Raw genomic sequence first — 23,509 nt, 5'->3', positions numbered from 1 at the left:
GATATGTGAAAAGTGTTATTTTTGAGCGATCAATAATAATAGGATTTACGAGAACATGTCTCAAGCATCACCAGTTTATCAAGGAAGTTGTTTGTGCCAAGGTATTCGCTATGAAATTAAGGGCGATATCGGAGATATTATTCAATGTCACTGTCAACGCTGCCGAAAAGCCAATGGAACAGCATTTGCAACAAATGCTCCTGTTAAAAGTACAGATTTTAAAATTACCCAAGGTGAAGACCTTATCAAAAAATTTGCTGTGAACGGAGTGTATCGTTGGTTTTGTAGCGAATGTGGTTCACCGCTTATTAGCTCGCGTGATGCGCAGCCTGAATTATATCGCTTAAGAATTGGGACACTTGATACACCACTAGACCAAAAGCCGACAATGCATATTTTTGCTGGTTCAAAAGCAGAGTGGGAAAGCATTTGTGATGATTTACCGCAATACGATGAACGCCCATGATTTAAAAAGTATGTTTAAATCAAATTCAAGATGATCTAATATACTTAAAACAGGGAGATGGCATTCCTCCCTTGAAAAACCGCCGTATTGGCTAATGATGCCTACGTTACCCTCATGTATTTATATCGCTGGGTACGTAGGTTATTGCGTACTCTGCTTATTTTTGGAGTACGCTGTGTCATATTTCCCTTCATTATTTTTTGCTCTTTTAGCGTCTATCTAAAGGGGTGGTCCTATGTATTACTCTCTACTTTCAATTGCTTTAGGCTCAGTTCTAGGGGCATGGTTGCGTTGGTTTTTAGGTTTAAAACTTAACCCGATTTACCCGCAAATTCCACTGGGTACCGTCACTGTTAATTTGGTCGGTGGTTTTATTATTGGTTTTGCAATTGCCTATTTTGCTCAAAGTGATTTAAGTCCGAACTATAAGCTTTTTGTGATTACTGGTTTTTGTGGTGCTTTAACTACGTTTTCAACGTTCTCGATTGAGATCGTCACTTTATTACAAAGTGGTAAGTTGGGTATGGCGATGTTGGGGATTTCCATCCATTTAATTGGGTCTTTAATTTTTACGTGTTTGGGATTGGCGACTTATCATTGGGTAGCGGGGCATTGAGTTTTTATATTTAAGAATCGACCATGATTTCAAGTTGTGAGAGCTCATCGAAGTTGAGTGTTGGGTAGGATTTTCACGACGGAGTCTTACCGTTGAGTTATCTAATGGAAGCAGCTAATTAAGTTACTTTGGTTTTGCCCAAAGTAACCAAAGGCATCTGTCATTCGCAGAACCTGTTCACTGAATCCATTTATCTTATGCTTTGCAAAAACGATCTTTTATTGACACCACGCAGGCTGCGAATGACGTTATCGCGTATCAAATGTAAGGGGCCAATAAAATAATTAAGAAAAATAAGGCATTTACTATCGTGATAGACGGCATGGATGCCGTCGTTTCGCTGTGTTACATGGATGTAGCATCAGCGTAACAAAGGATTTTTGTTACTTTTCATCCTTGAAAAGTAAGCTTAGCCTATACAATCCATCATTTGGATATCACTTCCATTTAAGGCAGTGCTCATAATAAAAATTAAGTCGTTTCTATTATTTATTTAAATCTATTACTTTTCAGTTAAAGCTTGACCTTCAAACTTCACACCATCCCAACCATTTTGCATAAACTGACGAATATTTTGATGATCAGTTCCTTCTGGTGTAGCCAATACAGATGCGTAGTGTTCTGCAAATAAACTTAAAGTTTGTGCTTGGTCTAAACCTTGTAGCTTGGCAAAAGAGAAAACTTTTGCACTGCCTTGATTTTCAGTAGCAGCATTATGCTGTGCACCATTTTGAAAAGCTGTTGGAGTATGTTGGTAACGTGCTTCAATATGAGCTAAAACGTCTGAAAATTTTGCTGTGCCTGCTTGTAATTGGGCAAGTAACTCTTGTGCCATTATCTTAAACTTCCTAACAAATGAGGGCTTAAGCATAGCATCGAATAGGCGCTTTGGAAGCTTGGCAATTATAAAAATTGAGGGGTTATTGAAAAAAATCAGAAGAGTTTTTAGACAAATTGTGGATAAGTTTTCTTTTATACACAGTTTATAAATGATCGAAAAAATGCACATAAAAAAAGAAGCCTAAGTGGAGGAGATAGTCTTAGGCTTCCAATGATTTAAGTGTATTGGTCGAATCTTAACGCAAGATTAACTCTTACGATTAAAGCGAGCGAAGCGTTTATTGAAGCTTGCTACACGACCTTCGTTACTTGCTTGACGTACTTCACCTGTGTAGAAAGGGTGTGAGGCACTTGAAATATCAAGAGTGACATAAGGGTAGACTTTCCCTTGATATTCTTTGGTTTGTTTAGACTGAAGAGTACTACCAATTAAGAAGTACACGTCTGCATTGGTGTCATGAAATAACACTTGTTGATAAGCAGGATGAATATCTTTACGCATGAGAGATTGTCCTAAATTATTTTTGATTAAAGAAATGTTATAACATAACAATTGAAAAGTCAATGTAACCCATAAAAGGCTACATTGATCAGTAAATTAAGTTAGTTAGAAGGCGGTACAAGCTCTTCAAATAGATCGTTTAGATTGTCATGAACTTTTAAGTGAATCAGGTTCCAGTAATGTCCTGAAATGGTTCTGTTGACCATTAAAGTATCTGGTGATGGTTTAAAGACATCCCAATACTTCAAAGATTTTTTCACAAGTAACATGCCATCATGATGTGATGAGTTCTCTGCAAAATTATAAGTGGTGGTAAGCGGACGTAATAATACTTCAATCCAGAGTTTATATAGATCACTCGGGAATTTGCCTTTTTCAGCAAGTGAATGTAGTTCAAATAATTCTGTTTCGATTAGCTCAATATTTTCATGGCGAGCTGCATTTACTAAGCGTTTAAAGTGCTGCACGATTTCATTTGAAAGCGTTTTAACACTGCCATAGTCATAAATAATGACACTACCATCTTGGCGGAAGGCAAAGTTACCCGGGTGGGGGTCACAGTGAAAACGTTTTAAAAAGAACATTTCCTGACCTAAAGCACGAATCAAACGACGTCCAATCGTATTTCGAACTTCAATAGGCCAAGCGCTGGCAGTTTCAATGCTGTCACCTTGTTCGAGGCTCAAGGTTAAAATACGTCTTGAAGAATAATCTTTATAAACAGTAGGGATGATAATTTTGTCATCTAACTGGCTATGAAATGTTTTAAAAACTTCAAGGTTTTGAGCCTCGATTTCATAGTTAAGTTCTGCTGATAGACTATCTTGAATCTCTGCAAAAAGCTGATCTTGTAGCTTTTTATCAATTTTAAGTACGCCCATTAAACGAAGGGCTAAACGCACTTGTTTTAAGTCACTTTCACAGGCCTCATCAACACCAGGATATTGAACTTTCACTACAACTTGTTCGCCACTAGGTAGGGTAGCTTTGTGAACTTGGCCAATTGAAGCAGCTGCAAAAGGTTCTTGGTCAAAAGATTTAAAGGCAACATTCAGTGGCTTTCCAAGCTCGCGTTCAACTTGTTGCTGAATGGCAGCAAAAGGCATGGCTGGAGCTTGGCGTTGTAACTTTGAAATTGCTTTGGCGACTTCGGGTGGGAAAATATCTTTATATTGAGATGCAATTTGGCCGACTTTCATGACGGCACCTTTCATTTCACCTAAGGTATCGGCAATTTGTAAACCAATATCCTGAAATAACTTGGTTTTTGAAGCCAGCTTTTGCTCTTCATCTGCGGTCAAGTTTCGAATCGAGTTAGAAACGGTTTTCGTTGCAATGCTCGCGGTCATTCCTGCAAGTTTCATAAATCGTTTGCCGGGTGAACTTGCATTCTTTGCCATATCTTCGATACCTCATTGACTACAACATAATATTGCCTAGTTTTGATCATAGGTGACAAAGCTTAAAAAGCCTATATGAAATTGTTTATCTCATGTAAGAAATTTTTCGAAAAACAAAATGTTATTTTTATAGTAAAAAATATGAAAAGCTTGTGAAAATCCATTTCATAAACAAAGCTTTAATATCTATAAAGTGCCTGTTTTTTTGGTGGTAATGTGAATAACAGGTTAAATAAAAATAGAGATAACAAAAGTTATGACAAGTTTAAGTTCGGCCCATGGGCGGTCTCAGGCGGTTCCTTTATCTGTGTTTGAGCAGTCAAAAGATGCGCATATTATTCGTTCTGATGAAGAAGCAATTGAGCTTGCCAAACAACTTGCTCAAGAGTTTGCACAAGAAGCATCTGAGCGAGACAGAGAGCGCCGTTTACCTCTAAACGAAATTCAACAGTTCTCACAAAGTGGCTTATGGGCTATTACGGTTCCCAAGCAATTTGGTGGTGCCCAAGTTAAATATCGAACCTTGGCTGAGGTCATCAAAACAATTGCGAGTGTTGATCCATCTCTTGCACAGCTTCCTCAAAACCATTTAGCTTTTATTGAACATTTACGCCTTGATGCAGGCCCAGAACAACAACAATTTTTCTTTAACTTAGTGTTGAGGGGGATTCGTTTTGGCAATGCCTTTTCAGAAAAGCATAGCAAAACGGTGGCTGACCTCACTACCACATTACGAAAGACCGAGCACGGTTATGAAATTAATGGCAAGAAGTTTTTTGCAACTGGTGCATTGCTTGCGCATTGGGTTCCAATTGTCGCTGTAAATGAAGAGGGGCAGCCTTATGCGGCGCTAGTTCCTCGGGAAACTTCAGGGGTTAATATTATTAATGACTGGTCTGGTTTCGGGCAAAGAACCACAGCCAGTGGGACCGTTGAACTTAATCAAGTTCCAGTACGTGAAGAATATCTAATCCCGATTTATCAGGCTTTCGAACGTCCTACACCGGCAGGTGCAATTTCACAATTTATTCAAGCTGCTGTCGACGCTGGTATTGCACGTGGCGCAATTGAAGAAACAATCCACTATGTCAAAAATCATAGCCGCGCATGGGTCGATTCAGGTTTAGAAAAAGCGAGTGATGATCCCTATACGATTGCAAACATTGGTGATTTAAAAATCAAACTGCGTGCAGCAGAAGCGGTATTAGATTTGGCTGGAGATGCGATTGATCAAGCGATTGCCGACACGACAGAAGAACATGTAAATCAAGCGACATTACTGGTTGCTGAAGCAAAAGTACTCACTACAGAAGTTGCGATTTTAGCAGCGAATAAGCTTTTTGAGTTGTCTGGAACACGATCGACCTTGTCTGAGCTTAATCTGGACCGACATTGGCGTAATGCTCGCACTCACACCTTGCATGATCCCGTGCGTTGGAAATATCACATTGTTGGTAATTATTACCTCAATGGTGTTCATCCACCGCGTCATGCATGGAGCTAAAGTGAATAAAAAATAAGATTAGGAGAATAAAGATGACAATTACCCAAATTGAATTAGAAGAGCTATCAGTAGGCGCCGATTATGAAAAGGTAGCAAGTAGATTTCGTCTAGTTTTTGAAAAAATTGCCCAAGGTGCAATTCAACGGGAAAAAGAACGAATCTTGCCTTTTGAACCGATTCAGTGGTTAAAAGAACTCAAGTTAGGTGCAGTACGGGTACCCGTTAAATATGGTGGAGATGGGGTATCATTGCCACAACTTTTCCAGCTTCTAGCAGAATTGGCGCAAGCAGATTCGAATATTGTGCAAGCATTGCGTGGACACTTTGCTTTTGTTGAAGACCGCTTAGTTGCCCATAAAGAGCATTCGCAGGAGGTTTGGTTTCAGCGTTTTGTACAAGGTGATTTAGTTGGGAATGCATGGACCGAAGTTGGAAATGTACAGATTGGTGATGTTGTTACACGAGTAACCAAAGATGCTTCGGGTAACTTGGTGGTAAATGGAGAAAAGTACTATTCAACAGGAAGTATCTTTGCTGACTGGATCGATTTATTTGCTTATGATGAAGTAAATGACCGCCATGTGATTGCTGCTATTTATCGTCATGAAACAGGCGTGAGTGTGATTGATGATTGGGATGGCTTTGGTCAAAAGACAACGGGCAGTGGTACTTTAAAAGTACATCAGGTGCATTTACCAGCTTCGCACCTTATTCCATTTGACCAACGTTTTAAATATCAAACTGCTTTCTATCAAGTAGTACATCTTGCAACTCTAACAGGGATTGCGCATGCTGCGGTCGAAACTTTTAGCCAAGAAATACGTGAGCGAAAGCGTATTTTTAGTCATGGTAATGGTGACCTTGTTCGTCACGACCCACAAGTTTTACAGGTGGTAGGTAAAGCCTCTGCTCAAGCCTATGGAAGTCTAGCAATTACGATTAAAACAGCAGAAGCATTACAGAAGGCTTATGAAAGTCACTTTAGCGAGTTAGAGGTAAAAGAACATCAGTTTAACGTAGATGCAGAGCTTGAGTCGGCGCAAGGGCAGGTGGTGATTTCTAATTTGGTACTCGATTTAACCAGTCAATTATTTAATGCTTTAGGCGCATCGGCAAGTAGTCAGGTCAAACAACTCGACCGTTTCTGGCGTAATGCTCGAACGGTGTCTTCACATAATCCACTTATTTACAAAGAAAAAGTGATTGGAGATTGGGAAGTGAACCGTACCGATTTACCATTTGTTTGGCAAATTGGAGCAAGCCCGCGGGCAAAGTCTGCATAAAATAAAAAAGCCGATGTTTCATCGGCTTTTTTGTTAGGTCTGGCTTAAACGTTTAGTGTTTAAATAAAGCCGTGAGAGCAATAAAACACAGGCAATACTTAAACCAATAATCAAGCCTAGCCACACACCAGCTACACCCCAATGGGTATAACGCGCTAAATAAAGCCCAATAGGGAAAGCAATCACCCAATACGCCATGAGTGTAATCCACATCGGTGCTTGCGTATCTTGCATACCTCTTAAACAGCCTGCGGCACTCACTTGCAATGCATCCATCAACTGATAAGCCATTGCAAACCAGAGTAAATACATTGCAACAGGCACAACATTTATATCTTGAGTATAAACTGAAACAATTTGTTCACGACCTAGGGCAATAAAAGACATGGTCAATAAGGCAAAAAATATTGCTGTGCTTAGACCAATTTTTTGCACTTGGTACATCGAAGCCCAGTTCTTTTCACCATAATAGGTTCCCACGCGAATAGTTAAGGCAATCGCAAGTGAAAGCGGAATCATAAACAGCACAGAGGTGACTGAAATTGCGACTTGATGTGCTGCAATAAATACTTCACCCAGTGGACTAAGCACCAATGCACCTGTACTAAAAATACTGACTTCAAAGAACACGGCTAAACCGATGGGTAGGCCAAGCTGTAAGATTCTTTTTACCCAAGTCAGGTTAATTTTATCGAATCTGCTAAAAATCGACGTGTTTCGGTAAGCCGAAGCTTTGTAAATATAGCCAGCTAAAGTAATTAGCATGAGCCACTGTAAAATGGATGTTGCAAAACCACAGCCTGCACTACCTAAAGCAGGTATTGGTCCTAAGCCATGCATAAAAATCATGTTTAGAGGGATTAAAACCACTAAGGCCAGTAAGCTAATGACCGTTACAGGACGTGGATGGCCTAAAGCCTCTGAATAACCGCGTAGGGCTGCGTACATGGTCACAGCAGGCATACCTAAACCAATCGCATGTAAGAATAAACTTGCTTTAGGCTGTAAGCTCTCCGGTACGCCAAACACATGCAAGAAAAACGGCATGAGCTGCAAAATGAGCATAGCCATTACGCCTAAAATGATGGCGACCCATAAGGATTGACGGACAATGACAGGAATTTGTTCTGTATTTCTTGCGCCCTTTGCTTCAGCGACCAAAGGTGTAGTCGCAATCATAATGCCACTGAACAGGAGCATGACTGGAATCCATAAGCCCACACCTACCGCAATTGCTGCTAAATCGGTTGCAGATAAATGCCCAGCCATAATAGTGTCAATTAACCCAAATCCCGCTTGAGCAAACTGGGTAATTAAAATCGGTAGCATTAAGTGGAAGAGTTGTTTTAATTCAGACCGAAAAGATGTGACATTCGACACAAAAGGTACTCTTTTTAAATATAAAAATGAAGCTAACGTTGCAAAGTGAGTAACACACCGACAAAGATGATCACGCCACCAAGAAACCGTTGCCATGTAACAGGTGTCTTTTCTGTACCTAACCAACCAAAATGGTCAAGCAACATTGAAATGAGCAATTGCCCAAAAACGACTAGCCCTGTAAAGGTTAAAAAACCAAGTTTAGGTGCAGTATAAATGCTCATGCTAATTGCATAAACCCCAAGGAATCCTCCTGTCCAAAGAAGCCATGGAATATTTGATATTTCACTTAAAGAGGGCTTTTCGGCACTTTGGAAAAAAACCATAACGGCTAAAACAATAGTACCTATGAAAAATGATAATAAAGCTGCCTGCAACGGTGAGTGTAGTTGCTCGCGCAGTTGAGCATTGATTGCAGTTTGAAAAGCCATGGCAACACCGATTCCCATAGCTAGAGGTAAGATCAGGAAAAGTTGACTAGAGAATTTCATCATTTTTATCAATATTTAAGTATGTTTAAAAACAGTCTAAAGCAATTAAGGTATGTTTTCATAAGCCCATTGATGCAGTCATGTTAAAATAGAAATATTGTGTAAATTGGACCTGCTCCTTGGCCGTATTAAATCCTGCTTCTGTTCCTTTATCTTTATATATCCACATGCCTTGGTGCGTGCGTAAATGTCCATATTGTGACTTTAACTCGCATGCCGTACCAGAGGGAGCGCTTTCGGCAGAACTCGAGCAAACCTATTTAAAAGCATTGGAGGTCGACTTTGAAACTCAAGTTGAGATGGCTCAGGGACGTTCAATTCATAGTGTATTTATTGGTGGTGGAACACCTTCACTTATTTCTGCTAAAGGCTATGCGTGGCTGTTTGAACAGCTTAAGTCATTGCTCAAATTTGAGGATGGCTGTGAAATCACCCTAGAGGCAAATCCCGGAACACTAGAACATGACCCGTTTGCAGGCTATTTAGAAGCAGGTATTAACCGTTTATCGATTGGTGTGCAGACTTTTAATACAGAGCACTTGCAAAAGCTTGGGCGTATTCATTCAGCCAACAATGCTATGGATGCAATAGAGCAGGCACGACAAGCAGGCTTTAAGCGAGTTAATGTCGATTTAATGCATGGCCTACCTGAGCAAACGCTAGAGCAAGCACTTTATGATTTAAAGATGGCTGTAGAGCATGGCGCGACACATATCAGTTGGTATCAACTGACTATTGAGCCAAACACAGTATTCTTCCGTACGCAGCCCGTTTTACCTCAAGATGAAGTGCTAGAAGATATTCAAGAGCAGGGTGAGGCTTATCTAAAAGCCAATGGTTTTATAAACTATGAAGTATCGGCTTGGCGTAAAGAGCAGCCTTCAGCTCATAATTTAAATTATTGGGAATTTGGTGATTACCTTGCAATTGGTGCAGGAGCACATGGCAAAGTAACCCGACCAGATGGCGTGTATCGTTTCCAAAAGACTCGTTTACCGAAAGACTATTTGGCTAAGGTTCCAGCCGAACATTTGCAAATGAAAAAGATTGAAGCAGAAGAGCTACCTTTTGAGTTTATGATGAATGCTTTACGTCTAAATGATGGGGTAAAAGCTGAGTTATATGAGCAGCGCACAGGTTTAAGCCTAGATCACTTAAATGAAGTACTCACTTCACTACGAGCTAGAAAGCTATTGGTCGATGATCATTGTCGTTTGGCTTGTACTGAGCAGGGACATATTTTCTTAAATTCGGTACTAGAAGAGTTCTTATAAAGAAGCAAATTAAAAAGCCGCACATTGAGATGCGGCTTTTTGATTTTAGCGAGTGGTATAGCCGCCGTTTGCAAAAATAGTCTGTCCTGTAATCCACCAACCATCAGTTACCAAAAAGCGAACTAGAGGTTCAATATCTTCAATTTTGGTAAGCCCACCTAAAGCTGAAGCTGATTTATGGTAAGCCACTGCTTCGGCAGATTCCTGACCATAAAAGAAGGGAGTATCCATAGGCCCAGGTGCAACAGCAGTCACAGAAATCTGACGATCACCAAATTCTTTTGATGCAGCACGTGTGTAATGCTCAACAGGTGCTTTTAAACCTTCATAGGTTGAATAGAGTCCAGTGTAGGCTGCAAGAAGAGAAGTCACGATTGAACAAATCTTGCCGCCGTCATTTAAATGACGACCTGCCGATTGAATAAAGAAATAGGCAATTTTTGAGTTGATATCGCTCATGCTATCAAACTCTTGTTCTGTGGTATCTAAAAAAGATTTCTTTAAAACCTTTCCAACTGTATTAATGGCAATATCAATTCCGCCAAAATGCTGCTTAGTGTCTAAGAATAGCTTTTCGATATTATCAATATCCGTTAGGTCTGCTTGAATTAAAACAGCGTCTGCACCCAATGCTTTAACTGCTGCGAGCGTTTGCTCTGCGTCTGTCTGAGTTTCAGCGCTGTTGTAGTGAATCGCAAGCTTTGCACCTTGTTCTGCAAATTTACAGCTAATGAGTCCACCTAAGTTTTTTGCACCGCCTGTAATCAGTACAACTTTATCTTTTAGGGTATGAGTTGCCATGATGGTTGTTCCTGTGATGACTTGTTTTAATGTGTTTTTAGTCTAGATTGGCGGTAATTTTTGATCAATTATGCTAGTTTGGTTTAACTATTCAGAAAATACGAACAATTAAATGGATCGGTTGCAGCAATTTTTTATTTTTACAGAAGTCGCTAAACGACAAAGCTTTAGTGAAGTGGCAAATCAGCTTGATTTACCTCGCTCGACAGTAACGAGCGCAATTCAACAGCTAGAAACTCACTATGGGGTACGCTTATTTCATCGTACTACGCGTAAAGTAAGCCTCACCCAAGATGGACAAAGAATATTGCCCGAATGCCAAAACCTGTTATTTGATTATGAACAGCTCGAACAACTCATACAGACGCAAAAGCAGCATTATCGTGGCACGCTAAAAATTTCAATGCCCAGCCGAATCGTGCATCAAGTGATTATTCCTGAACTGTCCGATTTTTATAGCCGCTATCCAGACATTCATTTACAACTTCATAGCTCTGATGACATTACTGATTTAATCGAGAAAGGAATTGATTGTGTTGTTCGAGTAGGGCAGCTAAATAATAGTAGTTTGATCGCGAAGTTCGTTGGTAACTTGATTATGGTGAACTGTGCAAGTGCTGACTATTTAGAACAGTACGGTATTCCTGAACAATTAGAAGATCTATCTCAACACAAACTTATTAACTATGCAGGAGCGGTAGGAGAGAAACAGGGCGTATTTTTATATCAAGATGGAGCTGTGATGATGGATAGTGCTTTAAGCGTAAATAATACGGAAGCCTATATTGCAGCAGCTAGTGCAGGTTTAGGAATTATCCAACTTCCATACTACGATGTTCAGGACAAAATTGAGCAGGGAACTTTAGTTGAAGTGTTAAGCACTTATACGGCTCAATCACTTCCACTTAATATTCTATATCCGAACCGAAGTTATATTCCTAAACGCTTGGAAATCTTTATGGAATGGGCTAGGGATGTTCTCTATAAGAAGTGCATCGTCATCTTTTAGTCATAAAACTAAAATACATTAACAATAAAAAAAGCCTCTCGAACTGAGAGGCTTTTTAGAATTTGGTGGGTCGTCCGCGACTCGAACGCGGGACCAACGGATTAAAAGTCCGCTGCTCTACCAACTGAGCTAACGACCCAAATAGGTTCAAAACAGATAAGTGGTGGGTCGTCCGCGACTCGAACGCGGGACCAACGGATTAAAAGTCCGCTGCTCTACCAACTGAGCTAACGACCCTGAACAAACATTCAAATATCATTTGAATGTGAAGTGCAAGATAACTAAAAGTTTTCTAACACCACCTTTGTTTTGATGTCGCGTATTTTAGCAAGTTATTCAACTAACACAAGAGGAAATTTAAAAACATTTGCATGATTGCCTATAAAAAGCACGATTTCCTCTTGTTTAGCTAAAAAATGAACTAAAAACGGTATTTATATGCCTGAATGTTGTCAAAAATTTCACTTGTAATGTCACAGTAACTGCTTTCACCAGGCAATAAAGCGAGTAAACGTTCAGAAGTTTTGCTTGGATTAAACGCATCTTCCTTCAATTTATTCTTTTGGTACTTAAAAGTACCTGTAGTTTCAACTTTAGCTTGTATACGTAAAAACACTGGTACCGCATAAGCAGGTAAGCATTTTTTAAATACAGTCACCATTTCTGTTAAATCAGCGTCATTTAACTCGGCACCATCAGCAAGCATGATTGCTGCCATACCTGCACGACCATTAGTATTTGGAATTTCTACACCGTAAACCACAGCTTCAGCGATCTTGTCATATTCACACACCATGTTTTCAACTTCTGTGGTAGATACATTTTCGCCTTTCCAACGGAAGGTATCACCTAAGCGGTCAACAAACTGAGCGTGACGGAAACCAATATTACGAACAAGATCACCTGTGTTGAAATATGAGTCACCTTTTTTGAAGACATCTTGCATAATCACAGATTTATTCTTTTCTGGGTCGGTATAGCCATCAAATGGGGAGCGACTAGTAATTTTGCCTACCAATAAACCGACTTCACCAGCTTTAACTTTTTTGCACCAGCCATTTTTATCGCGTATCGGTTCGTTTTTCTCTTTATCAAATTCAATAATTGCGTATGGCGTAGGAGAGAAGCCTACCGTATTGTCAAAGTTGAAAATATTACTAAAGCCGACATTGCCTTCACTTGAAGCATAGAGCTCTAGAACCTCTTGCACACCAAAACGCTGTTTGAATTTATCCCAGATGTTTGGACGCATGCCGTTACCAATCATTTTGGTTACACGGTGAGCACGGTCAAGTTCTGTAGTTGGGGCATCCATTAAGTAACGGCAAAGTTCACCTACGTAGCCGATTGCAGACGCATTAAACTTCTGAACATCTTTCCAGAATGCACTGGTTGAATATTTACGTCGGATGGCAAGGGTAGCGCTTCCTGCAATCACACCACACCAGCAAACAACTACGCCTGTTGCATGATATAGCGGCAAAGTGACATACATCACATCATCTGGGCCAAGGTTTAAAATGTGGCCGTAAGTACCATAGGCCAGTGTCCAGCGACTATGTTTAAAAATAACTGCTTTTGGTAAGCCTGTTGTTCCCGAAGTATAAATATAAAACAGGCCATCATTTCCATGAACGGATTGTGTGGTCGATGGATTGAATTTCGGGAATTGATCAATTTCTATTGCAAGATTGGCATAACCTTGAGGTGCTGTTCCTGCATCTTGACGAGTAGCCTGATCTGCAAACCAGTGGAAACGGTCTTTAGGAACGTTTAAGTCTTGACGAATTTCATCAATTGCAACACGAACTTCTTCACCTGCAATGACTGCAATTGGTTTTACAAGATTGATACTATGAGCGAGAACTTTACCGACTTGAGATGTATTTACAAGCGCAATAGTTACCCCAATTTTAGCTAAACCCACAATAGTAGCAATGAGCTCTGAACGGTTCTCAACCATTACGGCAATCACATCGCCTTTACGTGCGCCGAGAGATAAATAATAGTGAGAAATCTGGTTAGCCCATTCATTTAAAGCTTCATATGAGTAACTTTGATCTTCAAATAATAAAGCAATACCTTTCGGATTTCGCTTAACAGCTTTCTCAAAAGCTACACCTAATCCAGTTGGTGTATTTGCTGTTCTTAAATAAGCCTGTTTAAGACCATTCAGGATATGGGGTACTTTGGGAATGAAGCTAGGAAGTCTAGTGGCAACATCCCCAAGCGTAATGATATCGGTCTGTGTTGTCTGGCTCATATCAATCCTATTTATTTTTCGATCAATCCAAAAAAGGTTGCGTTGGCAAAAGTACAGTATTTTTCATGGTTCACCATGCTTTTAAAACTTTTCTTCTAGTGCAATCAACCTAATTGGTTAAAAATAACAAAAAAAACCTAGTCATCGAAATGACTAGGTTTGTTTAAATTAGCTGCAATTGAGCAAATGATTTACTCAGCTACAGGATTTGCTTTCTTTGGTGGACGGCCGCGAGGGCGACGAGGACGACTTGGTTTGTCCTTATCAGCTTTAGAATCTTCCGATTCACTCTCGGCAGGAGCTTCAGTCGGCTCTACAGCTTGTTCTGTAGCTGCTTTGGCTTTTGCAGCTGCTTTTGGCTGTTTTGCAACCGGAGCTTCTACTGCAGGTTCAGCTGGTGTCTCTTCTACATTAGCTGCTACTTCAGTTTCCTGATCAAGCGCAAGCGGTTGTTGCTTTGATTCAACAGGTGCTTGTGTTTCAGCAGTAGGAGCAACAACGGCTTCTTCCACAGTCTCAGCTACAGGGGCAGCTTCTTCTGGTGCAGAATGTTGTTGTTTAACTTGCTCAAAAGCTTGTTCAGCTGCAAGTTTCGCTAAACGACGGCGTTCACGCGGATCATTAGCAACACGTGGTGTCGCTTCTTTTGGTGGCGTCAACGGAAGTACTGGCGCAGGTTCTGCTTCTTGTGAAGGCTTATTGCTTGGAAGCTCGGCATCACGAGTAACAGGCTTTTTGTCTTCAGCTTCAGCTGCGACTTCAGTCACTAGAGTACTTGCGTATTGCTCTGCAAATTTCTGCAATGCACGGTTGAATGTTGGAACTAAACCAAACTGTTCAATCAGTACTGTGCAGTCTTCACCGTAAACATGACGGATCAAGCTACCAATTGTATATTGCGCCAACGTTGGAATTTGCGATGGGGCAATTGATGGTGCAGCAGCTTTAGCACGTTTTGCATTGCGTTGTTCACGGCGACGCATACGAGGATCATTACTTGCACGTTGAACTTGCGGTTGAGTTTTCTCAGCCTTTGGTTGAGGAGCTTCTGCTTCAGCAGTTACCGTCTCTTCCACTGACACAACTGGTGCTGGAGCTGATTCTTGAGTAGCTTCAACAACAGGTGCTTTTTCAGTGCGTTCAACAGGTTGCTCAGGCGTTAAAGCAATAATTTCGCTTTGTGCTTGATCAACATTGATGACTAAGGCTGTATTCATGACTTCATGCTGTGGAGCATCAATCAAATCAACCTTAATTTGTTTTTCATCAACAACTGCTGCTGCTGCTGGCGTATTTTGATTTTCATTTAATACGCTTGGATCGCGGTGGCGATTCGGGCGGTTTGGACGTTGTTGATTATTACGGTCACGACGCGGTACAGCATGTTCAGCTTGTTGCCCATCATTTTGATGTTGCGCATGCGGCTGATCTTGTTGTTGACGCTTTTGTTGACGTTTTAATTCACGTTGCTCTTGGCGTGATAACTGTACAACCTCTTCATGAACCTGTTGTTGCTGTGGTTCTTGATTGTGGTGGTGCTGATGTTGTTCACGTTGCTCTTTGTGCTTACGTTTTTTGTTGTTTGGACGCTGCTGTTGTACTTTATCGTCTTTTTCAACATTCTCACGTGCTTCCTGCTTAACAGGAGATTGAGAAATATAAGCATTGTTAGATGGAGCCGAAGTAACTTCTGCAACTGCTGGTGCTACAACTTGTCCAAACTGCCCACGGCTAACAGCGCCAGTATTCACCATTTGTTCAATTGCGGCAGCAGCATTTTGTGCTGAGCGAGATTGATCAACTGTTTGAGCTTGTTTTTGAACAAAAAGGTTTTCTAACCATGCACAAGGGCTTGCTGCTTTTTGAGCGCTTGCCTGAGCAGCAGGTTGAGCCGCTTGATTTGCTTTCTTTTGATTAGCTGCATTATTGGCAGCAGGAGCAGCATGAGTATGGCCATGATCGGCTTCTTCTAAATGCCATTCAGAAGATTCATAACCTAACTCTTTTTCACTTGAACGAGTTGCTTCAGTACGTTCGTAGCTAGATGGTGCAAATCCATCTGGATTGTACTGAATTTCGTAGTGAGGGGTTTCTAAGTGCGGGTGAGGTAAAACAGTCACACGAACACTAGAAGTTTGTTCTAAATAAACAAGACTATGACGTTTTTCATTGAGCAAGAATGCTGCAATTTCAACAGGCACTTCTACTTGTACTTCACCATGACGTTCACGAAGCGCGATCTCTTCTACTTTACGCATAATTGAAAGCGAAAGTGAGCGTAAGTCACGAACCATGCCTGTACCATGACAGCGTGGGCACACATAACCTGTTGCTTCTTCAAGAGATGGACGTAAGCGTTGACGGCTCATTTCCATTAAGCCAAAACGAGAAAGTTGTCCAAACTGAATACGTGCGCGATCGCTTTGTGTTGCTTCACGAAGTTTTGCTTCAACCATACGTTGGTTGCGCTCTTTAGTCATATCGATGAAGTCGATTACAACTAAACCACCAATGTCACGAAGACGAAGTTGGCGAGCAATTTCTTCTGCTGCTTCTAAGTTAGTATTCAGCGCAGTTTCTTCAACGTCATGTCCACGAGTCGATTTCGCAGAGTTAATATCGATTGAAACTAAAGCTTCAGTCTGGTCAATCACAATTGAACCGCCAGAAGGAAGTTTTACTTCACGTTCATAAGCAGTTTGAATTTGACTTTCAATACCAAAATGAGCAAACAATGGCTCGTTTAAAGTATAAGTTTTAAGTTTGTCTAATTGACGAGGCATCACTGCTTTAACAAAGTTATAAGCTTCGTTATAAGCCTGTTCGCTATCAATTAAAATTTCTGCAACATCATCACGTAAATAATCGCGGATAGCACGAGTAACAACACCAGCTTCTTGATGAACCAGCATTGGAGAAGGACCAGAGCTCGCTGTACCTTGGATTTGTGCCCAAAGGTCAAGCAAATGCTGTAAGTCTAACTGTAATTCTTCTTGGGTACGGCCAATACCAGCGGTACGTACAATAACGCTCATACCACGCGGTAAATTTAAAGAAGCTAGAATTTCTTTTAATTCTTCACGTACAGAACCTGAAATTTGACGACTAATACCGCCACCTTTCGGGTTGTTTGGCATAAGAACCAAATAACGTCCTGCAAGTGAAATAAATGTAGAAAGGGCTGCACCTTTATTGCCACGTTCTTCTTTTTCGACTTGAACAAGTAATTCAGTACCTTCAGTGATAAGTTCACGAATGTTTGAAGTTTGTCGTGGGTCTGCTTGGAAATAACTGTTAGCAATTTCGCGCATAGACAAGAAGCCTTGACGGCCTGCGCCGTATTCAACAAAAACAGCTTCTAAAGATGGTTCTACGCGGGTTACATGGCCTTTATAGATATTGGATTTTTTCTGTTCTCGGGTACGATTCTCTAAATCAAAATCGTAAAGACGATTACCAGTGATAAGTGCAACGCGGACTTCTTCTGCGTGAGTTGCATTAATCAACATACGTTTCATGGGTGTGACACCTAATAGTGACCCACACAAACATATCGCACAAACTTAAAGGTTCTGAACGAACATCGAACATGACGGATCATTTCCCAGATCTCAAAATATTTGTGGTCTGAGTCATCTGTTACCGGCTACATTTAGCCTTAGCTTCGATTCTCGTCTGTGATGTAGGCAATACTGCTTCAACCTTTAAATCGGACTTCCTTAGTGCTTCACTGGCGGGTGAGCGGTGCATTGGTTAATGACTTTCACTGTCATTGGGCGCGAAGTGACTTCTTTTTGGAAGTTTGATACGGAATGCTCATCGTATCGGTGCTTTCGGCAGTTCCAATGCATCAACGCTTTAGCCTGAAGGCAACATTAAGGAGCGATTTGTCTGATGTGTATCAGTTTACGTTCCATAACCAACTAGAGTTGGTAACATATTTTTTTGAACAAACTGAATTAAACGCAACAGTTTGTCATTTTGCCGATATAATAAGCCTTCGGCGTCGGCATAATTCTTTAGGACCAATCCGAGCTGGTGATGAAAGCATCATTTTGATTGAGGTTTCAATCAGGGAAATTCCCTATTAGATGTTCACTTACGGCGGTATCCGTGCGCTGACTATATCAAACCTTGCAGCATCTGCCTATGGGCTAAGCTTAGATTTCTTGTGAAAAAACTAAGCTAATCGGTCATTTATTAATCAAATTTAGCAAAATTTCAGGTTTAAATATTAGTATGAATTCTACACAGCAATGGCAAAGTGTCACTTGGTTTGAGGTGGATGAACATCAAGCAGGACAGCGAATTGATAATTTCCTGTTTTCGCGTTTAAAGGGTGTACCTAAGAGTCGTATTTATCGTTTGATTCGTGAAGGTCAGGTTCGAGTAAACAAAAAACGTATTAAAGCTGAGACCAAATTAGAGATTGGGGATCAGATTCGTGTTGCTCCTATTCGTTATGAACAAAAGGATGAAACCGCTGCTCCTGTAAGTGATAGTGTAGCACAGAGCCTACTCAGCCGTGTGGTCTATGAAGATGAAGGCCTGTTAGTTATCAATAAACCATCAGGTATTGCTGTACATGGCGGTAGTGGTGTGGCGTATGGTTTGATTGAGGCTTTACGCGCAGCGACAGGTAAAAAATATTTAGAACTAATTCACCGCATTGACCGTGATACCTCTGGTCTGGTCATGATTAGCAAAAAACGTAGTACTTTAAAGCTGCTACAAGATATGTTGCGTGAGCACAAAATTCGTAAGACTTATGCGGCAATTGTAAAAGGTCAGGTGAGTCTCGATAAACAACTCATTGATGCTCCTTTATTTCGTTATGAGTTAGCCAATGGCGAGCGTCGTGTACGTGTATCTAAAGAAGGCAAACCAAGTAAAACCGAATGGGTGGTTGCAGAGCGTTTTAAAAATGCAACTTTAGTTCATGCATCACCTTTATCAGGCCGTACTCATCAAATTCGTGTCCATGGTTTAAGTATTGGACATCCGTTGTTGGGTGATGATAAATATGGACACACCACTGAGTACGCAGGTCCGCAGGCACGACGTTTATGTTTACACGCGATGCGTTTAGATATTCCGGGTTATCCACCGATTGAAGCGCCGTTACCAGAAGACATGACCCAGTTATTAAAGGCTTTGAGAGTAGCAAAATGAGTCTGAAAACCGAATTAGTAATTTTTGACTGGGATGGAACTTTATATAACTCTGTTGGCCAGATTGTTGCGAGCCTACAACATGCAGCAGAGCAACATGAATTGTCTCTAAGCGATGAAGCTGCAAAAAGTATTATTGGGTTAGGCTTGCCTGAGGTTATGCAGACCTTATTTCCAGAAGCGCCAGAATTGCATGACTCGATCTTAAAGGCATATGGCGATCACTATATTGCGAACTCGACTAGTGACGCATGGTTTGAGGGTATTTCTGAACTACTCCATGATTTAAAAGCCCAAGGTTTAAAGCTTGCAGTTGCAACGGGTAAAAACCGCCGTGGGTTAGACCGTGTAATCGCAAAAACACAAAGTACTCATCTTTTTGATGTGACTCGGGCAGCCAACGAAACACGTTCAAAACCAGATCCGCTCATGCTGCAAGAAATATTGACTGTAACTGGTGTGAATGTTGAGCAAGCGGTTATGATTGGTGACAGCAGCTATGATCTTGAGATGGCACAGCGTTTAGAGATGCCGCGTATTGGAGTAGGCTATGGCGTACATTCGGTTGAAGTTCTGCAAAAGTTTCAACCTTTAACGATTGCTAAAAATGTACAAGAGCTTCACAGCTTTTTGAGAGGGTATGCTCAATTACCTACTGTCGATGTAGCGTAGTTTAGAATGATAGAAGAAGAGGGATTTATTCCCTCTTTCTTTAAATTAAATAACAAAACAATAAGAAGAGAAAAATGAGCCGTTCAATTCGCCTATTAAATCTTTTGCAACAGCTCCGTGAAGCCCGTTACCCAATCACAGCACAAGTCTTGGCTGAACGCCTAAACATTAGTGTGCGAAGTGTCTATCGAGATATTGATAGCTTACGTGAGCAAGGTGTAAAAATTGAGGCATCGGCAGGTCTTGGGTTTCAGCTCAAAGAAGACATTGTATTGCCGCCAATGACACTCAATGAAAATGAAGTTGAAGCTATTTTTCTGGCATTGTATTGGTTAAAGAGTGTGCCTGATCAATCCTTACAATCGGCATCTACATCGATCTTAGCTAAATTAAATTCTGTTTTGCCTGAACATCGCCAATATTTGTTACAGCAAACGACTCTAAGAGCTTTTAACACATGGCTACCTGTGGATGAAAATCAAGTCGAACAAGTGCGCTTAGCTATTCGGCAGCAAGTCAAAATTTCGTTGCATTATCATGATGAGCAGCAACGAAGTAGTATTCGAACTTTGTGGCCTTTTGCCTTGGGATATTTTAATGACAAAATTGTGTTGGCTGCATGGTGTGAACTAAGACAAGACTTTCGACATTTTAGAATCGATCGCATTCAACAGTTGAGTTTAACTCAAGAATTATACCCATCATTTAAGCAACAACTATTTCAGCAATGGTGGGCACAGGAATCGAAGATTACTGACAAAAACTGACAAAAGTTATTTGTAAACTAGGAACTACGATAAACAAGGAGCAATAAGAATGAGCCTTAAACTTTATACTAACAAAGAGTCACGTGGTGTCGTTATTGACTGGCTTTTGGTCGAGTTAGGTGTTGAATGTGAAAGAATTGAGGTCGCATATAAGACCGAAATGAAATCGCCTGAATATCTAAAACTTAATCCTTTTGGAAAAGTGCCGGTATTGGTAGATGGCGATGTCGTGATTTATGAGTTGGGTGCAATCTGTGCTTATTTGGCTGATAAGTTTAGTGATAAAGGTTTGGCTCCAGCTTTAGATGATCCGAAACGTGGTTTGTACTATCGTTGGTTATTTGTGATGGCGGGCCCTTGGGAAGCTGCGGGTGTTGATAAAGCTTTAGGAATAGAAGTATCACCGGAGCAAAAAATGTTTGTTGGCTATGGCGATTACAACGATGCTTATCAAGCTTTAGTTCAGGGATTGAGTGAAGCGAATCCGTATGTATGTGGTGAGCAATTTACCGCAGCAGATGTAAGTGTGGGAGCAATGCTTTTATGGCAGTTAAAAATGAATGCGATTGAATCACATCCTGCTATTACCCGTTATGTTGAAACGATCAAACAGCGTGAAGGCTTAAAACAAAGTACTATGGGGCAACTGCTGTAAACCTAATATTCTTAAAAGTCACCCAAAAGGGTGGCTTTTTTGTTTTCAAATAAAGATTTTAATTGGTAAGAAAGCCAGCAGCAACGTTAATACAAATCGCTAAAATGGTGGTATTAAATCCAAAAGACAACACAGCGTGAAATAAGTTTAAAAGACGCATATGCTTGGTGGTAATTGACACGTCCGCAGTTTGAGCAGAAGTACCAATAATATAACTAAAATATAGAAAATCAGGATAAGTTGGCTGTTTTGTGCCAGGGAAATCTAACCCTCCATTTTCTTCATTTCTAGATAAAGCTATATAAAAATCGTGGGCATAATGTAGAGCAAAAACGGTATGCATAAAAAGCCATGCAGACACAATGGTGAGTAAAGCTAAAGCCACATGACCTAACTTTGCAGAACTGTCGGAAGGGAGTTGTGACAGTTGAATTAGAATAGCAACCAAACACATGATTAATGCTAATAAAACAATCAGCATAATGACCCATTTGCTTTCATCTTGTTTTTTAGCTTGCTGTTGCATTTGTGAATGGTCGGCACTTTTCATGAGTTGCCAAACATGTAGTAAATATATGCTAACGGAAGCATTCCAGCTGACTAATAAAATAGTTGACCATTTCCATGACGTTAACCATGTCAAAATACCGGCTGTGACAATACCTATGAATAAAGCAATAAAGAAATGTGGGCGGTTTTGTACACTACGTCCTAGATGTTGAAATACGCCAACCATTTTCCTAGTCTCCTTTATTATACGGGAAATATATTATTTTTTATTAAATGGTGAAAATAATATACGGTTTTATATGGATTTTATTTCAATTCTTTTCATTTGTATTCATGAGATATTTAATTTTACCTGTTAGGTAAAATAGGACATTACCGTGGATTAAACTATTTATAAAAAGTATAAAATAAATAAAAGGAATATTTATTTATACTTTTTTATAAAGATGATCTTATTAATCATGCGCTTAATAATAAAATTATTCGTAATAATTAAGCGTGGTTTAAGTTTTTATCTAAATGAAATACTTTAGTGAGCTGGTCAATGAATTTTTGAACGCCTAAAGACTGTGAGTTTTTACGGTAATTTACGAATAAATCAAGTGTTGGTAAGTCGACATCAAGTGGACGAACTATCGTGTTTTTGATGCCTAAAGGCGCAACATAGGCAGGTAAAATTGTACAGCCTAATCCAGAACCAAGAGAGTTAATATTGAATAATATGCTGTCTGCTTTTTGAACAATATTCAGTTCGATGTTATGAGTTTTAGCGAAATCTAAAATGGTGTTATGTAAGGTTTGTGATTGTTCGGCTGCTGGGATAATAAAGTCAATACCTTGTAAAGCATGGACTGGGATTCGATCATATTGAGCAAGTGGATGATTTTTAGGAAGTAAGAAAATCAGGGGTTCAGTTAAAACAAATTGGCTTTGTATTTCATCACTATCTGTATTTTCACGAGTAAACGTAATGTCCAGCTCTCCTTTTTTTAAGGCTTTAAGCTGTTCAGTATTGTTTAAATTAGATAATTCAATGGTGAGGTCTGGGTGTTGTAGTCGCAGATTAGGAAGTACATAAGGGAAAATTTTCATTTCTGCGATGGGAACGAAACCGATACGTAACAATTGCTGTTTAGCCTTAGAAACTTGTCGTGCCATAGCGACCGCTTTTTCAGCCTGAGCGAGGGTGAGTCGAGCATGTTCTAAAAATACTTCGCCTTCTTCTGTTAACTCAACTTTGCGTTTTGTGCGGTTTAAAAGTCGTACACCAACGTCTTCTTCTAAATCTTTAATTTGTTGGCTAAGAGAGGGCTGTGCGGTAAAAAGTTTAAGAGCGGCTTTACTAAAATTTAATTCTTCAGCAACGGTAATGAAATATCGGAGATGGCGTAGTTCCATAAGACTAATCCAAAAAATGTCTTACTATGATTTAAGTGAAGTATAAAGCATAAATAGATATAGCGTGAAGGTGATTTAGGTATTTATAAAATAAATGGAATTTTAATTTTCATTAAAGATTTAATATGGGAATATAAGCTCAAATAATTCATAAAATATATTAATAATTAAATAATAAATACATTATTTTTAATTAATCAAAGAATTTTTTAAAGGATTTAAATATTCATTTAAGAAATTCTCATATTATGCAAAAACTAGAATAATAAAATAAATTTATAACCTAGAGGTCGCTAAGATCTACCCAAATGTAATTGTTACTAAATATATTGTTTTCATTGCACAGAAGAATCTTAAGTTAAAAATTACGGGCGACAAAGATGAAATAGACAGGTTCTATGGCGGCTTTTCGTCATCTTCTAATTGTTATGTTATACAAGAAGTCTTAGTAAGAATGGTAATTACTGACGCATAAACTCAACACATCTAAGTGCTTTTTATGGCACT

The 23,509-nt window shown here is 39.9% G+C and carries 20 protein-coding genes, 2 tRNA genes and 1 riboswitch; of the genes, 10 read left to right on the top strand and 12 right to left on the bottom strand.

Features of this window, described 5'->3' with window-relative positions; translation table 11 throughout:
* Positions 1–55: 55 nt before the first annotated feature.
* Both H7R46_RS16665 and crcB read left to right on the top strand, forming a co-directional pair.
* Positions 56–466, top strand: a complete 411-nt coding sequence (locus tag H7R46_RS16665) for a GFA family protein (RefSeq protein ID WP_005065978.1) — start codon at positions 56–58, stop codon at positions 464–466.
* 44 nt (positions 467–510) lie between these two features.
* A riboswitch (Fluoride riboswitch) is annotated at positions 511–577 on the top strand.
* A gap of 124 nt (positions 578–701) precedes the next feature.
* Positions 702–1,082, top strand: a complete 381-nt coding sequence (gene crcB / locus H7R46_RS16660) for a fluoride efflux transporter CrcB (protein WP_005065982.1) — start codon at positions 702–704, stop codon at positions 1,080–1,082.
* 502 nt (positions 1,083–1,584) lie between these two features.
* Here crcB and H7R46_RS16655 read toward each other — a convergent pair.
* The 3 genes from H7R46_RS16655 to H7R46_RS16645 all read right to left on the bottom strand — a co-directional run bounded on the left by H7R46_RS16655 (position 1,585) and on the right by H7R46_RS16645 (position 3,824).
* Positions 1,585–1,917 (bottom strand): HopJ type III effector protein, encoded by a 333-nt coding sequence (locus tag H7R46_RS16655; RefSeq protein WP_002114866.1) that lies wholly within the window; start codon positions 1,915–1,917, stop codon positions 1,585–1,587.
* A 252-nt stretch (positions 1,918–2,169) separates the two neighbouring features.
* On the bottom strand, positions 2,170–2,424 hold the full coding sequence (locus tag H7R46_RS16650) for a type B 50S ribosomal protein L31 (RefSeq protein WP_002114896.1): 255 nt from the start codon (positions 2,422–2,424) through the stop codon (positions 2,170–2,172).
* Between the two features lie 101 nt (positions 2,425–2,525).
* Positions 2,526–3,824, bottom strand: a complete 1,299-nt coding sequence (locus H7R46_RS16645) for an ABC1 kinase family protein (RefSeq protein ID WP_032013055.1) — start codon at positions 3,822–3,824, stop codon at positions 2,526–2,528.
* A gap of 256 nt (positions 3,825–4,080) precedes the next feature.
* On the opposite strand from H7R46_RS16645, the gene H7R46_RS16640 reads away from it, so the two are divergent.
* Positions 4,081–5,328, top strand: coding sequence for an SfnB family sulfur acquisition oxidoreductase (locus tag H7R46_RS16640; RefSeq protein WP_005065988.1), 1,248 nt, complete (start codon positions 4,081–4,083; stop codon positions 5,326–5,328).
* Between the two features lie 32 nt (positions 5,329–5,360).
* The gene (locus tag H7R46_RS16635) at positions 5,361–6,611 is read left to right on the top strand and encodes an acyl-CoA dehydrogenase family protein (protein WP_005065990.1); all 1,251 of its coding nucleotides are present in this window, start codon (positions 5,361–5,363) and stop codon (positions 6,609–6,611) included.
* Between the two features lie 33 nt (positions 6,612–6,644).
* Here the strand turns inward: H7R46_RS16635 and abeM are convergent, their stop codons facing one another.
* Both abeM and H7R46_RS16625 read right to left on the bottom strand, forming a co-directional pair.
* A complete protein-coding gene (abeM, locus tag H7R46_RS16630; RefSeq protein ID WP_005065991.1) occupies positions 6,645–7,991 on the bottom strand; it encodes a multidrug efflux MATE transporter AbeM in 1,347 nt (448 codons plus the stop codon).
* Between the two features lie 32 nt (positions 7,992–8,023).
* The gene (locus H7R46_RS16625; protein ID WP_005065993.1) at positions 8,024–8,485 is read right to left on the bottom strand and encodes a DMT family transporter; all 462 of its coding nucleotides are present in this window, start codon (positions 8,483–8,485) and stop codon (positions 8,024–8,026) included.
* 116 nt (positions 8,486–8,601) lie between these two features.
* Between H7R46_RS16625 and hemW the strand changes: the two genes are divergently transcribed.
* Positions 8,602–9,756 (top strand): radical SAM family heme chaperone HemW, encoded by a 1,155-nt coding sequence (gene hemW, locus H7R46_RS16620; RefSeq protein ID WP_005065995.1) that lies wholly within the window; start codon positions 8,602–8,604, stop codon positions 9,754–9,756.
* 45 nt (positions 9,757–9,801) lie between these two features.
* Here the strand turns inward: hemW and H7R46_RS16615 are convergent, their stop codons facing one another.
* Positions 9,802–10,557, bottom strand: a complete 756-nt coding sequence (locus tag H7R46_RS16615) for an SDR family oxidoreductase (RefSeq protein WP_005065998.1) — start codon at positions 10,555–10,557, stop codon at positions 9,802–9,804.
* Between the two features lie 112 nt (positions 10,558–10,669).
* Here H7R46_RS16615 and H7R46_RS16610 point away from each other — a divergent pair, with 112 nt between their 5' ends.
* Positions 10,670–11,566 (top strand): LysR family transcriptional regulator, encoded by an 897-nt coding sequence (locus tag H7R46_RS16610; protein ID WP_005066000.1) that lies wholly within the window; start codon positions 10,670–10,672, stop codon positions 11,564–11,566.
* 63 nt (positions 11,567–11,629) lie between these two features.
* Here the strand turns inward: H7R46_RS16610 and H7R46_RS16605 are convergent.
* From H7R46_RS16605 to H7R46_RS16590, 4 genes are all read right to left on the bottom strand, one after another.
* Positions 11,630–11,705: transfer RNA gene (locus H7R46_RS16605), tRNA-Lys, on the bottom strand.
* Between the two features lie 22 nt (positions 11,706–11,727).
* Positions 11,728–11,803: transfer RNA gene (locus H7R46_RS16600), tRNA-Lys, on the bottom strand.
* A 184-nt stretch (positions 11,804–11,987) separates the two neighbouring features.
* A complete protein-coding gene (locus H7R46_RS16595; RefSeq protein ID WP_005066002.1) occupies positions 11,988–13,829 on the bottom strand; it encodes a long-chain-acyl-CoA synthetase in 1,842 nt (613 codons plus the stop codon).
* Between the two features lie 191 nt (positions 13,830–14,020).
* A complete protein-coding gene (locus H7R46_RS16590) occupies positions 14,021–17,347 on the bottom strand; it encodes an Rne/Rng family ribonuclease (RefSeq protein ID WP_005066004.1) in 3,327 nt (1,108 codons plus the stop codon).
* 721 nt (positions 17,348–18,068) lie between these two features.
* On the opposite strand from H7R46_RS16590, the gene H7R46_RS16585 reads away from it, so the two are divergent.
* The 4 genes from H7R46_RS16585 (at position 18,069) to H7R46_RS16570 (ending at position 21,094) form a co-directional block, all read left to right on the top strand.
* Entirely contained in the window at positions 18,069–19,001 is a 933-nt protein-coding gene (locus tag H7R46_RS16585; protein ID WP_005066005.1) for an RluA family pseudouridine synthase, read from the top strand.
* Complete coding sequence (locus H7R46_RS16580) at positions 18,998–19,672, top strand: HAD-IA family hydrolase (RefSeq protein ID WP_005066007.1); 675 nt, start codon at positions 18,998–19,000, stop codon at positions 19,670–19,672. The genes H7R46_RS16585 and H7R46_RS16580 overlap by 4 nt, the downstream gene beginning before the upstream one ends.
* Before the next feature lie 74 nt (positions 19,673–19,746).
* Positions 19,747–20,439, top strand: a complete 693-nt coding sequence (locus H7R46_RS16575) for a helix-turn-helix transcriptional regulator (RefSeq protein WP_005066009.1) — start codon at positions 19,747–19,749, stop codon at positions 20,437–20,439.
* A 49-nt stretch (positions 20,440–20,488) separates the two neighbouring features.
* Complete coding sequence (locus H7R46_RS16570; RefSeq protein ID WP_032013168.1) at positions 20,489–21,094, top strand: glutathione S-transferase family protein; 606 nt, start codon at positions 20,489–20,491, stop codon at positions 21,092–21,094.
* 58 nt (positions 21,095–21,152) lie between these two features.
* Here the strand turns inward: H7R46_RS16570 and H7R46_RS16565 are convergent, their stop codons facing one another.
* Both H7R46_RS16565 and hcaR read right to left on the bottom strand, forming a co-directional pair.
* On the bottom strand, positions 21,153–21,830 hold the full coding sequence (locus tag H7R46_RS16565) for a DUF1345 domain-containing protein (protein ID WP_005066012.1): 678 nt from the start codon (positions 21,828–21,830) through the stop codon (positions 21,153–21,155).
* A 266-nt stretch (positions 21,831–22,096) separates the two neighbouring features.
* Positions 22,097–23,002 (bottom strand): DNA-binding transcriptional regulator HcaR, encoded by a 906-nt coding sequence (hcaR, locus tag H7R46_RS16560; protein WP_005066014.1) that lies wholly within the window; start codon positions 23,000–23,002, stop codon positions 22,097–22,099.
* Positions 23,003–23,509 lie beyond the last annotated feature (507 nt).

It is taken from the genome of Acinetobacter sp. BEC1-S18-ESBL-01, assembly GCF_014169935.1.
Taxonomy (GTDB): domain Bacteria; phylum Pseudomonadota; class Gammaproteobacteria; order Pseudomonadales; family Moraxellaceae; genus Acinetobacter; species Acinetobacter pittii.
The sequence above is the reverse complement of the archived record's forward strand: the minus strand, read 5'-3'. Positions and strand labels throughout refer to the sequence as shown.

Coding starts and splice junctions, on each gene's coding strand:
- H7R46_RS16665 (WP_005065978.1), top strand. CDS start 56: ATGTCTCAAGCATCACCAGTTTATCAAGGAAGTTGTTTGTGCCAAGGT.
- crcB (WP_005065982.1), top strand. CDS start 702: ATGTATTACTCTCTACTTTCAATTGCTTTAGGCTCAGTTCTAGGGGCA.
- H7R46_RS16655 (WP_002114866.1), bottom strand. CDS start 1,917: ATGGCACAAGAGTTACTTGCCCAATTACAAGCAGGCACAGCAAAATTT.
- H7R46_RS16650 (WP_002114896.1), bottom strand. CDS start 2,424: ATGCGTAAAGATATTCATCCTGCTTATCAACAAGTGTTATTTCATGAC.
- H7R46_RS16645 (WP_032013055.1), bottom strand. CDS start 3,824: ATGGCAAAGAATGCAAGTTCACCCGGCAAACGATTTATGAAACTTGCA.
- H7R46_RS16640 (WP_005065988.1), top strand. CDS start 4,081: ATGACAAGTTTAAGTTCGGCCCATGGGCGGTCTCAGGCGGTTCCTTTA.
- H7R46_RS16635 (WP_005065990.1), top strand. CDS start 5,361: ATGACAATTACCCAAATTGAATTAGAAGAGCTATCAGTAGGCGCCGAT.
- H7R46_RS16625 (WP_005065993.1), bottom strand. CDS start 8,485: ATGATGAAATTCTCTAGTCAACTTTTCCTGATCTTACCTCTAGCTATG.
- H7R46_RS16615 (WP_005065998.1), bottom strand. CDS start 10,557: ATGGCAACTCATACCCTAAAAGATAAAGTTGTACTGATTACAGGCGGT.
- H7R46_RS16610 (WP_005066000.1), top strand. CDS start 10,670: ATGGATCGGTTGCAGCAATTTTTTATTTTTACAGAAGTCGCTAAACGA.
- H7R46_RS16595 (WP_005066002.1), bottom strand. CDS start 13,829: ATGAGCCAGACAACACAGACCGATATCATTACGCTTGGGGATGTTGCC.
- H7R46_RS16590 (WP_005066004.1), bottom strand. CDS start 17,347: ATGAAACGTATGTTGATTAATGCAACTCACGCAGAAGAAGTCCGCGTT.
- H7R46_RS16585 (WP_005066005.1), top strand. CDS start 18,069: ATGAATTCTACACAGCAATGGCAAAGTGTCACTTGGTTTGAGGTGGAT.
- H7R46_RS16580 (WP_005066007.1), top strand. CDS start 18,998: ATGAGTCTGAAAACCGAATTAGTAATTTTTGACTGGGATGGAACTTTA.
- H7R46_RS16575 (WP_005066009.1), top strand. CDS start 19,747: ATGAGCCGTTCAATTCGCCTATTAAATCTTTTGCAACAGCTCCGTGAA.
- H7R46_RS16570 (WP_032013168.1), top strand. CDS start 20,489: ATGAGCCTTAAACTTTATACTAACAAAGAGTCACGTGGTGTCGTTATT.
- H7R46_RS16565 (WP_005066012.1), bottom strand. CDS start 21,830: ATGGTTGGCGTATTTCAACATCTAGGACGTAGTGTACAAAACCGCCCA.
- hcaR (WP_005066014.1), bottom strand. CDS start 23,002: ATGGAACTACGCCATCTCCGATATTTCATTACCGTTGCTGAAGAATTA.